This window comes from Rhizobium sp. PRIMUS64, from assembly GCF_023006465.1.
Lineage (GTDB): Bacteria > Pseudomonadota > Alphaproteobacteria > Rhizobiales > Rhizobiaceae > Rhizobium > Rhizobium leguminosarum.
In genome coordinates, this window is sequence record NZ_JALBGX010000168.1 from 1 (window position 1) to 13,188 (window position 13,188).

Genomic DNA, 13,188 nt, shown 5'->3' on the forward strand with positions numbered 1-13,188 from the left:
CCTGTCGCCGCGGTCCTGCCGTCGCCGCGCCTGGCCGCGCGGCCCGAAAGGATCGACGCATCCGGCTATCAATTCCCGCCGCGTGCACTGCTGCAGGAACCGCCGGAACGCCTCGGCGAGATCATGTCGCAAGAGACGCTGGAGCAGAATGCCGGGCTTCTGGAAAGCGTGCTGGAAGATTTTGGTATCAAGGGCGAAATCATCCATGTCCGTCCCGGTCCTGTCGTCACCCTCTATGAATTCGAGCCGGCGCCGGGCGTGAAATCGTCGCGGGTCATCGGCCTTGCCGATGATATCGCCCGCTCGATGTCGGCGCTTTCGGCCCGCGTGGCCGTCGTCCCCGGCCGCAACGTCATCGGCATCGAATTGCCGAATGTGACACGTGAAACCGTCTATTTCCGCGAGATGATCGAGAGCCAGGATTTCGAGAAGAGCGGTTACAAGCTGGCGCTCGGCCTCGGCAAAACGATCGGCGGCGAGCCTGTCATCGCCGAGCTCGCCAAGATGCCGCATCTGCTCGTGGCCGGCACCACCGGCTCCGGCAAGTCGGTCGCCATCAACACGATGATCCTGTCGCTGCTCTACCGCATGACGCCGGAACAGTGCCGCCTGATCATGGTCGACCCGAAGATGCTCGAACTGTCAGTCTATGACGGCATCCCGCATCTGCTGACGCCCGTCGTCACCGATCCGAAGAAGGCGGTCATGGCGCTGAAATGGGCCGTGCGCGAAATGGAGGAGCGCTATCGCAAGATGTCGCGCCTCGGCGTGCGCAATATCGATGGCTATAACGACCGCATGGCACAGGCCCGCGAAAAGGGCGAGACCATCCATGTCATGGTCCAGGTCGGCTTCGATAAGGGCACCGGTGTTCCGATCGAGGAAAGCCAGGCGCTGGACCTGACGCCGATGCCCTATATCGTCGTCATCGTCGACGAGATGGCCGACCTGATGATGGTCGCCGGCAAGGACATCGAAGGGGCAATCCAGCGCCTCGCCCAGATGGCCCGCGCCGCCGGCATCCATCTGATCATGGCGACACAGCGTCCGTCGGTCGACGTCATCACCGGCACGATCAAGGCAAACTTCCCGACCCGCATCTCCTTCCAGGTGACCTCGAAGATCGACAGCCGCACCATTCTCGGCGAACAGGGCGCCGAGCAGCTGCTCGGTCAGGGAGATATGCTGCATATGCAGGGCGGCGGGCGGATTTCCCGCGTCCACGGTCCTTTCGTCTCGGATGTCGAAGTGGAAAAGGTTGTCGCCCATCTGAAGACCCAGGGCCGCCCGGAATATCTCGACACCGTCACCGCCGACGAGGAGGAAGAGACGGAAGAGGAAGAAGCCGGCGCCGTCTTCGACAAGAGCGCCATGGCCTCGGAAGATGGCAATGAACTCTACGAGCAGGCGGTCAAGGTCGTCATGCGCGACAAGAAGTGCTCGACGTCCTACATCCAGCGCCGCCTCGGCATCGGCTACAACCGCGCCGCCTCACTGGTGGAACGCATGGAAAAGGAAGGTCTCGTCGGCCCGGCCAACCACGTCGGCAAGCGCGAGATCGTCTCGGGACGGGGTGACGGCGATTAATCGGCAATGGCATGGAGTGCACTGCGCACTCCATTTCATGTCATCAAGGCAGCCAGCCGCAGCGTCTCGCTGACAAATGCGGTCTTTCCGCCGGTGTAAAAATCCCAATCGCCGCCTGCCTCTGCAGCCAGCCGGCGTTTCAGATCGGCATAGGCCGTGGCTCTCTCGGGGTGATCCCTGAGATAGTCGCGAAACAGAATGCGCTCCCGATGTCCGCGATTGTCGGGTCCGCAAAGATAGAGCTTGAAGCCGTAAGCTTGATGATCGCGGGTGAAAGCCCATCGTTGCTCTCCGGTATCGCCGTGGAAGATGAAATCGGCAGCGCGCACCACCTCGATCGCCGTCGGCAGGAACTCGTCGGATATCATCACGGCATCAAGGTCGATCTTCGGCTTGGCTGCCAGCCCAGCCACTGATGTGCTGCCGATATGATCGATCGAAAGCAGGCGGTCACCGAGCAGAATCGAGATCTCGGTGCTGATCTCGGCAAACAGCAGTGGCCAAGAGGGATCGTAGTCGACCACTTTGATGGCGCGCATGCCTTTTCCCTCGATCCTGGTCAGTGCGCCTTGGTCAGCAATCCGTCGAGGATCTCGATCATCTTCTGCTCGGCCTCTTCGAGCGAGCCGCTATTGTCGAGCTCCACCACGTCATATTCGCCACGCACGGTCAGCGGTCCGCGGGCGAGCCGGGCCATGATATCCTCATGCGTCTCGCGTCCGCGCGCCTCCAGCCGGCCGGCGAGCACCTCGGGGCGGGCGGTGACGTTGATGACTTTCAGCCGCGGGAAGGCGGCCTGGAAGCGGTGAAGCGCCGAGCGCGAGCCGTTGGCGACAACGACATGGCCTCTGGACAGCGCCACCGAGACCTCGGCGGGAATACCGTATTTCAGGCCGTGCGCTTCCCACCAGACGGCGAAGGAGCCTGATTGCTCCATGGCGGCAAACCCTTGGAGGGAGACGGAAAGATGGTCCTCGCCGCCGGCATCGCGGTGGCGGGTGATGACGCGGCGGACGAAATGCACGTTCTCACGGCCGGCAAAACGCCGGGCGGCGAGGTTCATCAGCGTGTCCTTGCCAGCACCGCTCGGACCGACGACAACGACCATGATGCCGCGCTCGGCACCGGCTCCTGCGTGGGGTTCGTGCGGCATCATGCGACACGGCGTCCCTGGCGCCAGACGGAGCGTGTCACCGGCACGCCGTGCGAACGATGCACGCGGACAAGATCGGCGCGCAGCCCGGTTGCGATCCGGCCGCGATCGTCGAGGCTGACGGTGCGGGCGGGCGTCGACGTCACCATGGCGATCGCCTTCGGCAGGCTGATGCTCTCCACCTCATCGGCGAGAATGAAGGGCGCATGTAGCAGGCTGAGCGGCACGTAGTCGGAGGAAAGCACGTCGAGCACGCCCATCTCGGCAAGGTCGCGGGCGGCGATGTTGCCGGAATGGGATTTGCCGCGCACGATGTTCGGCGCGCCCATCAGCACGCTCATGCCGTGCTCGTGCGACGCCCGGGCGGCATCGAAACTGGTCGGGAACTCGGCCAGGCGCACACCGTTGTCGATCGCCTCGTCGACATGCGAGAGCGTCGCATCGTCATGGCTTGCCACGGTGATGCCGCGCTCGGCGCAGACCTTGGCGATGGCGTTGCGATGCGGCGTCGAATTGCGCGCCGATTCTGCCTGACGCTTGGCGACGAAACGCGCGAACGCCTCGTCGCTCAGGCCCCGCTTCTTCTGGTAGTAGAAGATATATTGGTCCATCGTCTGGAACTGACGCTGGCCGGGCGCATGATCCATCAGCGAGACGAGCCGCACATGCCGGTCGTTTTCGAAATCGCCGAAGTGTTCGAGCACGTTGTCGGCCGAGACCTCGCAGCGCAAGTGGATGAGGTGCTCGGCGCGCAGCCTGCCTTCCTTCTCCGCCGACTGGATGGCGTCCGCCATCTCGCGCATCTCGCCATGTTCGAAGCCGCCGTCCTCGTCCGCACCCATGCGCAGGCAGTCGAACACCGTCGTGATGCCTGACGTGACGATCTGGGCGTCATGCGCCTGGACTGCGGCGGTCTTGTTCCAGCGAATGCCGGGACGCGGTTGATAATGGCCTTCGAGATGATCGGTGTGCAGCTCGACGAGGCCTGGAATGACGTAGTCGCCTTCGAAATCTTCGCCGGCTACCGAGTTGCCCTCGGAGATGTCGGCAATCTTGCCGTCGCGGATGAGGATCGAGCCTGAGAGGATGTCATCCTCGAGAACGATGCGGGCGTTGGAAAACACGGTCTCTTTGCTCATGTCGTCAGGTCTTTCAGCTTTTGGCGCCGGCAAGCGGCAGCCAGGAATGAACTTTGAACGGCGCACCGCGCGTCTCCTCGATGAAGACGGCAAGGCCGGAAATCGAAAGCGGCCGGCCGATGAAATCGGCAAAACGCTCTGTCAGGATCGCTTTCATCACCTGAGCACGTGTCTCTGGCACTTGGCCGCTCAGCGTCATGTGAAAGCCGAAATCCTCCATGACGTAAGGATAACCCCAGCGCTGCAGATGGGCGCGCTGGCTGTCGCTGAGCTTCTCCGGATTGCGCCGCGCCATATCGGCCTCGGAAAGCGCTGCCCGGAACGGTTCGAATGACCTTACCACTTTCGCGGCGAAATCCTGAAGAGGTTGATGAAGTGAACCGGGAACGAGGGCAAAAAAACGGCCGAGCTGGCCGAGCACGAGCTCAGGAATCTCGAAGGCTTGCGTGCGCTGGGCAAAATCCTCGGCAACGGTCATGAGATCCTTCTCGGTGACCGAGGAGGCGAGGGAAAAGGGCGCCTTGATCGTGGCGTGAAAGCCGTAACGGCGCGGGTCGGCGGTCAGCTCGAACTGTTCAGGCGCACCCAGTTGCTCATATTCCGGTGCGGGGTAGGTCTCGCCGGTGAAAGCATTGCGGCCGAGCCAAAGCGAGGCCGCGCCGGTCAGGGGATCATCCTTCGGCGGCGAGAAATAGAGAGCGTAGCGCAAGGCTTTTATCCTGGAGATCGTCCAAACGGGGAGGGCACTGTGCAGTGATTTGGCGGCGAACCGCAAGCAGGCTCCCGGCTAAAAGATTTCCGTGACAGAATGATGATGGCGACAGCGCCGCCACTGCTTTGATGGATGGGTCAGTGGGCTTTCGTGCCCATCAGCCGATGGCGCAGCGCGTTCGAGGCGGCGTCGAAAATGAAGACGACGATCAGGATCAGAATGACCATGTAGGCGACGTTTTCCCAGTTGGCGTTGGTGCGCATGGCCTCCCACAGCTTGAGGCCGATGCCGCCGGCGCCGACAGCGCCGATAATGGTCGCGCCGCGCACGTTCGATTCCCATTGGTAGAGCGTCTGGCTGACGAAGACGGGAACGATCTGCGGCATAATGCCGTAACGATGAACGAGCACGGTCTGAGCGCCTGTTGATTTGATGCCTTCCCGCGGCTTGTTGTCGATATTCTCGAGGCCTTCGGAATAGAGCTTGCCGAGCGTGCCGGTCTCGGTGAGGAAGATCGCACCGCTGCCGGCGAGCGGGCCGGGGCCGAAGGCGCGCGTCAGGAACAGCGCCCAGATCAGCATATCGACCGAGCGCAAGAAATCGAAGAAGCGCTTCAGGATCTGGTTCAGCAGGCGGTTCGGCGTGATGTTGCGCGCTGCCAGGAAGGCGAGCGGAAAGGCGGTAAGTGAGCCGAGCAGCGTTCCGAGGAACGCCATGACGATCGTCTGGAAAAGCTTGGTCCAGACGTCGCCGTGCTGCCATTCGCTGTTGTTCCAGATATCGTCGAAGGCGAGCGACAGGTTGGATTGGTCGGGCTTGATGCGCGGACCGGAGACGATGAGGCTGACGACCTCGCCGACCGGCTTGTCGAAGAAGGATGATTGCGTGTCGAAGATGAAATTCGCCCAACCGATGAAACGTTTGCGGATCTTCACCCGGTCGACTGAGATGCTGACATTGCCGGCAAAGCCGAGATCCGCCAGCACGTTGTCATCATAGACTGTCATCCAGCCGGGTACCGGTCCGACGACTTTCGGCGCACCGCTCGAAACTTCCACCGGGACGCTGATGCCATGCGCGGTGACGATCGTCTCGCTCTTCGAGACGGTGACGCTGCGGTTGGTGCCGCTGATCGAGACGGTGATGCTGCCGTCGGGATTGTTGACCAGCCAGTCCGGATGCGGATTGTCGCCAAGCGGCGAGAAGCGCGGATAACGGATGTCGATCAAGCCGTCATCCCCAATGCGGAATTCCGGCTGAACGTCGTAGCTCACCCATTGGCTGAGATAGATGCCGATGCGCTCCCAATGGGCTTCGGCAAAAAGCTTGGGCAGGTCGAAGAACCAGACGGCATAGAGGCTGTAGAGCAGTGTCGCGATGAGGATCATCAGCCCGCCGAAACGCTGGCGGAACGACCGGTGGAAATATTCCGGATAGCGCGTTTCTATCTCGTGCATGCGGTTTGCGTCGATCACCGTCATGGCGGCCTCAATGTTGCAGGAGGAAGGCGTGCTCGCCGACGAGGCGGCGGCGCAGCCATGCGGAGAACTGGTCGACGGCGACGATCGTCACGAACAGCAGCAGAACGAGCGCCACCGTCTTGGCGCCGAAGCCGCGCGAGATCGAGAGCTTCAGCTCCTCGCCGATGCCGCCGCCGCCGACGGCGCCGATGATGGTCGAGGCGCGCACGTTGATCTCAAGGCGCAGCAGCGCATAGGAGGTGAAATTCGGCAGCACTTGCGGCAGGGCGGCAAAGCGCACGCGTTCCCACCAGTTGGCGCCGACGGCTTTCATACCCTCGTGGGGCTTCATGTCGATATTTTCGGCCACTTCGTAGAAGAGTTTGCCGAGCGCGCCGATCGTGTGCAGGGTGATGGCGATGATGGCGGCGACCGGCCCGATCGACAGGATCGCCGAAAACAGCCCGGCTATGACGATTTCAGGGAAGGCGCGCAGGAACTCCATCAGCCGCTTGGTGAAGATGCGCAACGGCCATGAATTCGTCAGGTTGCGCGCGGCAAAGAAGCTCAATGGGACGGCAAAGACGAAGGCGATGATCGTCGAGATCAGCGCGACGTTGATCGTGACGATCATCAGCTCGAAATATTCGGGAATGTAGAAGGCGCCCCAGACGTAGACACGGCCCCTGTCGAAATTGAATTCCTCGCCGCCCTTGTCGTTGACGCTCGCTATATCAAACAGCGCGCGCCAGACGTCGTGCCAATCCTTGGGGATGAGCCAGCTCAGAAAGTCGAAGAGATGCGGCAGACGGTCGAAGAAATGGCCGGCATTGCTCTCGTCGGCGAAGCGGACGGAGCTGACGAAAGCCGCAATGAGGATAACCAGGCCGAGGACGGTATAGAAGCGGCGCTTGGCGACCATCCGGTCCCAGGCGGTGCCGATCTCCTTGGTGCTCTGCATCTGCGGCTGTGTATCGGCAATAGTCATCAACGCCTCGCCTACTTCATAATTCTATCCTCAAATCGGAATCGATTTGAGGATAGAATTACGCAGCAATTCAAAGTGCTACAGCGTCCTTTGCGCGTCTAAGACGCGCGGCGCCGTAGTCAAAAGATAGAGGGCGGCCGTTGCCGGCCGCCCTCATTCGAAACGGCTCGATCAGCCGCCGATGGCAGCTTTGCGGACGTCGACGACGGCGTTGTAGAAGTCGTGCTTCACGGGCGCGTAGCCCTTGTAGTCGCCGCCTTCGACAGCGGCGAAGCACTTGTGATCCTTCTCCGGCAGAGCCGTGAAGAAGGCTGCAAGCTTCGTCTGCCACTCTTCGCCCAGAGCATTGCGAACGACGAGCGGGCCGTTCGGGATCAGCGGCGAACGCCATACTTCGACCAGCTTGTTCGGATCGACGGCGCCCTTGTCGACTTCCTTGCGGAAGGTACCGGAGGTGTAGCCGTCCTTGAAGTCGCCGATGCCCGAGCTATCGTCGACGGCAATGTCGACCTTGCCGTCATAGGCAGCGAGAAGGTTGTTCTCGTGACCGCCGTTGAACTGGGTCGAGGCGAAGAACTTGTCGTTCGGCATGCCCGTGTCCTTCGGGATCTGCGTCAGCGGAACGAGGTAGCCGGACGTGGAATCCGGATCGGCGTAGCCGAGCTTCTTGCCCTTGGCGTCCTTGATGGACTTGATGCCGGAGGACTTCAGAGCAAGGCCGATCGAGTAATAACCCGTCGAGCCGTCCTTCTGCTGCGTCGTCAGGATCGGCGTGACAGCCTTCGAATCCTTGATGTAGACGGCGGCGTAGCCGGAGGCGCCGAGTTCGGCGAAGTCGAGCGTGCCGCCGAGCAGGCCCTGGATCACGCCGTCATAGTCGGCGGCCGGGAAGAGCGAAACCTTCTCGAAGCCGAATTCCTGCTTCAGGTGGTCGGCAAGGCAGGCATAGTTGCGCAGGCGGTCGGTTTCGTTTTCGCCGCCGAGGATGCCGATGCGGAATTCCTTCAGGTCTGCAGCGTGGGCAGCGCTGGCGAGCGCGAAGAGCGCCGTTGCCGCAAAGAGTGCTTTCTTCAACATGTTCTCTCCTATTGACCGGTGTCCCCGGCCTTCCCGTTACGAAGAAGTGTGCCCTTGACGCGGGCGCTCGATCGCGGCTGCCTCTCTCAGAGGCCGGCCAACGCCAGCGGCTGTGTGCCGGCGGATTGATGGTCTGCCCGCTCGGGGGCGATATTGATCGATGTCGAGGTCACCGTTTCGTCGATGCCGGCGCCGTCCTTGTCCGTCCCGTAGATTTCCTTCACCGCTTCCGCGGTCAGCTCCGAGGGCTTGCCGTCGAAGACGACGCGGCCGCCGGCCATGCCGACGATGCGCTCACAATAGTTGCGGGCGGTGTCGAGCGTGTGAAGGTTGGTGATGACGGTGATGCCCTCGCGCTCGTTGATATCGCGCAGCGCATCCATGACGATCTTGGCGTTCAGTGGATCGAGCGAGGCGATCGGCTCGTCGGCGAGAACCATCTTCGGGTTCTGCATCAGAGCGCGGGCGATCGCCACGCGCTGCTGCTGGCCGCCGGAAAGCGTGCCGGCTGCCTGCAGCGCCGTCTGCTCGATGCCGAGGCGTTCGAGAGCCGCGATGGCATGCACGCGTTCCTCGCGAGTGAAGATGTTGAGCAGGCTCATAAGCGTCGAGCGATGATTGAGGCGGCCAAGCATGACATTGGTGAGGACGTCGAGGCGCGGCACCAGGTTGAACTGCTGGAAGATCATCGCGCAGTCGCGCTGCCAGTTGCGCAACGCCTGGCCGCGAAGCCCGGAGACCTCGACGCCGGCGAAATGAATGGAGCCGGAGCTCGGCTCCTGAAGGCGGTTGATCATGCGCAGCAGCGTCGACTTGCCGGCGCCGGAGCGGCCGATAATGCCGACCATCTGGCCCTGAGGAATGGCGAGCGTGACGGAATTGACGGCGAGCTTTTTTCCGAAACGACGTGTGACATTCTTCAGCTCGAACATCATGCTCTTCCCTTGCGATCCAGGCCTTGGTCAGCATCGCATTAGTCCCGCTTGATGAACCTCGCATGTCATATTTGTGTAAGTCCTGTCACAATTCTCCGCCCCTATATCGGGGGTTTAACCGCCGTAACGGGATAGAAAATCTTCCGCGCTCAGGTTGCGGAAATCGGAGAGCGCCTGGCGTAGCCGGTCATGCTCCCAGTCCCACCAGGAAAGCCTGTCCATCCGTTCGCCGACCTCTCTTGGAAAGCGCTCGCGGATGAGCTTTGCCGGCACGCCGCCGACGATCGTATAGGGCGAGACGTCCTTCGAGACGACGGCGCCGGCTCCGATCACCGCGCCGTTGCCGACGTTGACGCCCGGCAGAATGGTCGCCCCGTGGCCGATCCAGACGTCGTTGCCGATCGTCACGCGGTTTGCGCGCCGCCAGGCGAAGAAGTCCGTCTCCATATCGCCATCCGGCCAGTAGTCGGCGGCGCGATAGGTGAAATGATGCAGTGTCGCGCGCCAGGTCGGATGGTTGGTGGCGTTGATACGCACGGCGGCGGCGATATTGACGAACTTGCCGATCGTCGCACACCAGACGGAGCCGTCCTGCATGATGTAGGAATAGTCGCCGAACGTGGCCTCGCTGATGCGGCAGCGTTCAGAGACCTCCGTATAGCGCCCGAAGGTAGAATCGCTGACGGACGCCGTCTCATGAAAATAGGGCTCGATACCCAGTTTGCGGCTCATGCAGCGATCTTTCTGGGTGAGAATTGCTGGACGTCGAGGATGCGGTCGGCGACGGCTTCGCGCACCTCTTCGTCGTGGAAGATGCCGAGAAGGGCCACCCCCGCCTTCTTCTTTTCCGCGATCATGCCGACGACGACGGCACGGTTCCTGGCATCGAGTGAGGCTGTGGGTTCGTCGAGAAGCAGGATCGTATGCTCGGTGATGAAGCCGCGCGCGATGTTGACGCGTTGCTGCTCGCCGCCGGAGAAGGTGGCGGGCGGAAGCTGCCAGAGCGTTTCCGGCAGATTGAGCCTGGCAAGCAGGGCGCCCGCCTTTTCCCGCGCGGTGACGGCGTCCTCGCCGCGTGCCACCAGCGGTTCGGCAACCACGTCGATCGCCGCGACGCGCGGCACGGTGCGCAGGAACTGGCTGACATAGCCGAGCGTATCGCGGCGGACGTTGAGCACGGTGCGCGGATCGGCGGAGGCGAGATCGACGATGCGGTCATTGTGACGGATGAGGATCTGGCCGGTGTCGACGGCATAATTGCCGTAGATCATCTTGAGCAGCGAGCTCTTGCCGATGCCCGATGGGCCACCGAGCACGACGCATTCGCCCGATGCGACCGAGAAGGCGACATCGGAGACGACAGGTAGCTTGATGCCGTCGCGCAGATGCATGGTGAAGCTCTTCGAGACTTCGGAAACGACGAGGGGCGTTGCCATGATTTCTTCTTCCTTGGTTTAGGACCTCAGACCTGCAGGATCGAGGAGACGAGCAACTGCGTGTAGGGTTCGCGCGGATCGTCGAGCACGCGGTCGGTAAGCCCGTGTTCGATGACGTAGCCGTCCTTCATCACCATCATCCGGTGCGAGAGCAGGCGGGCGACGGCGAGATCGTGGGTGACGATGATGGCCGAGAGACCAAGATCGTTGACGAGGCCGCGGACCAGATCGAGCAGGCGCGCCTGCACCGAGACGTCGAGGCCGCCGGTCGGCTCGTCCATGAAGACGAGCCGCGGCCCGGTGACAAGGTTGCGGGCGATCTGCAGGCGCTGGCGCATGCCGCCGGAAAAGGCGCGCGGCTGATCGTCGATGCGGTCGGCGTCGATCTCGACGCGTTCGAGCCAGTCGATCGCCGAAGCGCGGATCTTGCCGTAGTGCCGGTCGCCGATCGCCATCAGCCGTTCGCCGACATTGGCGCCGGCCGACACCGTCATGCGCAGGCCATCCGCCGGATTCTGGTGCACGAAGCCCCAATCGGTGCGCATCAGGAAGCGCCGCTCGGCCTCGTTCATGCGGTAGAGGTCGCGGTAGCTGCCGTCGCGCATGTGATATTCGACGCTGCCGGTGCTCGGCAGCAGCCGGGTGGAGAGGCAGTTGAGCAGCGTCGTCTTGCCGGAGCCGGACTCGCCGACGATGGCAAGCACTTCGCCGGGCCAGAGCTCGAAGGAGACGTCGCGGCAGCCGATACGGTTGCCGTAGAATTTCGAAACGTCATGGACTTTGAGAAGCGGGGTATCGCTCATTCTGCAGCCTCCCGGGCCAGCATCTCGCCGGCATGTCCGTGCGCGCGGCGGTCTTCGCAATGATCGGTGTCGGAGCAGACGAACATCCGGCCGCCCTTGTCGTCGAGAACCACTTCGTCGAGATAGACATCCTCCGCACCGCAAAGGGCGCAGGGTTTATCGAAACGTTGGATATCGAAGGGATAGTCCTCGAAATCCAGGCTGACGACGTCGGTATAGGGCGGAACCGCATAGATGCGCTTCTCGCGTCCGGCGCCGAAGAGCTGCAGCGCGTCCGACATGTGCATCTTCGGATTGTCGAATTTTGGCGTCGGCGACGGGTCCATGACATAGCGGCCGTGGACCTTCACCGGATAGGCGTAAGTCCGCGAGATGCGGCCGTTATGGGCGATATCCTCGTAGAGCTTCACATGCATGAGACCGTATTCTTCGAGCGCGTGCATCTTGCGCGTCTCGGTCTCGCGCGGCTCGAGGAAGCGCAGCGGCTCGGGGATCGGCACCTGGTAGACGAGCACCTGCCCGACCCCGAGCTTTTCTTCGGGAATGCGGTGGCGCGTCTGGATGATCGTCGCATCCTTGGTATGCGTCGTCACCGCGACATTGGCGACCTTCTGGAAGAAGGCGCGGATGGAAACGGCGTTGGTCGTATCGTCGGCACCCTGGTCGATGACCTTCAGCACGTCATCAGGTCCGATGATCGAGGCCGTCACCTGCACCCCGCCGGTGCCCCAGCCGTAGGGCATCGGCATTTCGCGCGAGGCGAAGGGCACCTGGTAGCCGGGAATGGCGATTGCCTTCAGGATGGCCCGGCGGATCATCCGTTTGGTCTGTTCGTCGAGATAGGCGAAGTTGTAGCTGGCCAGATCGGTCATTCGGCGGCTTCCTTCATGTCTTCGCCACCGTTGCGGGTGGCTTCGAATTCGCGGCGCATGCGGCGGACGAGATCGAGTTCGGCCTGGAAATCCACATAATGCGGAAGCTTCAGGTGCTCGACGAAGCCCGTCGCCTGGACGTTGTCGGAGTGCGAGATGACGAATTCCTCGTCCTGTGCCGGCGCGGTGATATCCTCGCCGAGCTCTTCGGCGCGAAGCGCCCGGTCGACCAGCGACATCGCCATCGCCTTGCGCTCGCTCTGGCCGAAGACCAGGCCGTAGCCACGGGTGAATTGCGGCGGCGCCTTGGCCGAACCCTTGAACTGGTTGACCATCTGGCATTCGGTGATCTGGATCGTGCCGAGCGAGACGGCGAAACCGAGTTCCGGCACATCGAATTCCACCTCGACGTCGCCGATGCGGATTTCACCGGTGAAGGGGTGGTTGCGGCCATAGCCGCGCTGGGTGGAATAACCGAGCGCCAGCAGGAAGCCCTCGTCGCCACGGGCAAGCGCCTGCAGGCGCAGATCGCGGGTCATCGGGAATTCCATCGGCTCGCGGGTCAGGTCGCCGATTTCGTGATCTTCCGGCATGTCGCCATCGGCCTCGATCAGGCCCTCTTCGCCGAGGATTTCGGAGACGCGCATGACGCGGCCGGTCTCGGCTGCACGCTGAGCGGGCGTCTCGACCGCCTCGTCCGAAAGCAGCGAGGGATCGAGCAGCCGGTGGGTATAGTCGAAGGTCGGGCCGAGGAGCTGGCCGCCCGGCAGATCCTTGTAGGTCGCCGAGATGCGGCGTTCGATCGTCATTTCAGCCGTGTCGAGCGGCCTGGAATAGCCGAAACGCGGCAGCGTCGTGCGGTAGGCGCGCAGCAGGAAGATCGCCTCGATCATGTCGCCGCGTGATTGGCGGATGGCAAGTGCAGCGAGCGTGCGGTCGAAAAGCGAGGCCTCGGCCATGACGCGATCGACGGCGAGCGCCAGCTGCGCCACGATCTGTTCGATGCCGATCGCCGGCAGCGAACGG

Annotated in this window: 14 protein-coding genes; 1 reads left to right on the plus strand and 13 read right to left on the minus strand. The window is 62.5% G+C overall.

What is annotated here, in order from left to right; translation table 11 throughout:
• Nucleotides 1-1,587: DNA translocase FtsK (locus MOV76_RS34875; RefSeq protein WP_247266245.1), on the plus strand; the 1,587-nt coding region annotated here is incomplete at its 5' end.
• Nucleotides 1,588-1,622: 35 nt separating this feature from the next.
• On the opposite strand, the gene MOV76_RS34880 is transcribed toward MOV76_RS34875, so the two are convergent.
• The 13 genes from MOV76_RS34880 to MOV76_RS34940 form a co-directional block, all read right to left on the minus strand.
• Nucleotides 1,623-2,126, minus strand: a complete 504-nt coding sequence (locus MOV76_RS34880; protein ID WP_168318922.1) for a GrpB family protein — start codon at nucleotides 2,124-2,126, stop codon at nucleotides 1,623-1,625.
• A gap of 20 nt (nucleotides 2,127-2,146) precedes the next feature.
• A complete protein-coding gene (phnN, locus tag MOV76_RS34885; RefSeq protein WP_018244296.1) occupies nucleotides 2,147-2,743 on the minus strand; it encodes a phosphonate metabolism protein/1,5-bisphosphokinase (PRPP-forming) PhnN in 597 nt (198 codons plus the stop codon).
• Entirely contained in the window at nucleotides 2,740-3,879 is a 1,140-nt protein-coding gene (locus tag MOV76_RS34890) for an alpha-D-ribose 1-methylphosphonate 5-triphosphate diphosphatase (RefSeq protein ID WP_131631142.1), read from the minus strand. Before MOV76_RS34890 ends, phnN begins: the two co-directional genes overlap by 4 nt.
• 13 nt (nucleotides 3,880-3,892) lie before the next feature.
• Entirely contained in the window at nucleotides 3,893-4,588 is a 696-nt protein-coding gene (locus MOV76_RS34895) for a DUF1045 domain-containing protein (RefSeq protein ID WP_130718538.1), read from the minus strand.
• Nucleotides 4,589-4,728: 140 nt separating this feature from the next.
• The gene (gene phnE, locus MOV76_RS34900) at nucleotides 4,729-6,072 is read right to left on the minus strand and encodes a phosphonate ABC transporter, permease protein PhnE (protein ID WP_247266246.1); all 1,344 of its coding nucleotides are present in this window, start codon (nucleotides 6,070-6,072) and stop codon (nucleotides 4,729-4,731) included.
• Between the two features lie 7 nt (nucleotides 6,073-6,079).
• A complete protein-coding gene (gene phnE, locus MOV76_RS34905; protein ID WP_247266247.1) occupies nucleotides 6,080-7,039 on the minus strand; it encodes a phosphonate ABC transporter, permease protein PhnE in 960 nt (319 codons plus the stop codon).
• A 171-nt stretch (nucleotides 7,040-7,210) separates the two neighbouring features.
• The gene (phnD, locus tag MOV76_RS34910; protein ID WP_065277020.1) at nucleotides 7,211-8,116 is read right to left on the minus strand and encodes a phosphonate ABC transporter substrate-binding protein; all 906 of its coding nucleotides are present in this window, start codon (nucleotides 8,114-8,116) and stop codon (nucleotides 7,211-7,213) included.
• An 86-nt stretch (nucleotides 8,117-8,202) separates the two neighbouring features.
• Entirely contained in the window at nucleotides 8,203-9,048 is an 846-nt protein-coding gene (gene phnC / locus MOV76_RS34915) for a phosphonate ABC transporter ATP-binding protein (protein ID WP_247266248.1), read from the minus strand.
• Between the two features lie 117 nt (nucleotides 9,049-9,165).
• On the minus strand, nucleotides 9,166-9,783 hold the full coding sequence (locus MOV76_RS34920; RefSeq protein WP_168318918.1) for a DapH/DapD/GlmU-related protein: 618 nt from the start codon (nucleotides 9,781-9,783) through the stop codon (nucleotides 9,166-9,168).
• Complete coding sequence (phnL, locus tag MOV76_RS34925; protein ID WP_026230920.1) at nucleotides 9,780-10,487, minus strand: phosphonate C-P lyase system protein PhnL; 708 nt, start codon at nucleotides 10,485-10,487, stop codon at nucleotides 9,780-9,782. Before phnL ends, MOV76_RS34920 begins: the two co-directional genes overlap by 4 nt.
• Before the next feature lie 26 nt (nucleotides 10,488-10,513).
• Nucleotides 10,514-11,290: a phosphonate C-P lyase system protein PhnK gene (gene phnK, locus MOV76_RS34930; protein ID WP_003544413.1), complete on the minus strand. Its 777-nt coding sequence runs from the start codon at nucleotides 11,288-11,290 to the stop codon at nucleotides 10,514-10,516.
• Nucleotides 11,287-12,162, minus strand: a complete 876-nt coding sequence (locus tag MOV76_RS34935) for an alpha-D-ribose 1-methylphosphonate 5-phosphate C-P-lyase PhnJ (RefSeq protein ID WP_003544415.1) — start codon at nucleotides 12,160-12,162, stop codon at nucleotides 11,287-11,289. The genes phnK and MOV76_RS34935 overlap by 4 nt, the downstream gene beginning before the upstream one ends.
• A partial coding sequence (locus tag MOV76_RS34940) for a carbon-phosphorus lyase complex subunit PhnI (RefSeq protein ID WP_247266249.1) occupies nucleotides 12,159-13,188 on the minus strand: 1,030 nt, incomplete at its 5' end. The genes MOV76_RS34940 and MOV76_RS34935, both read right to left, overlap by 4 nt.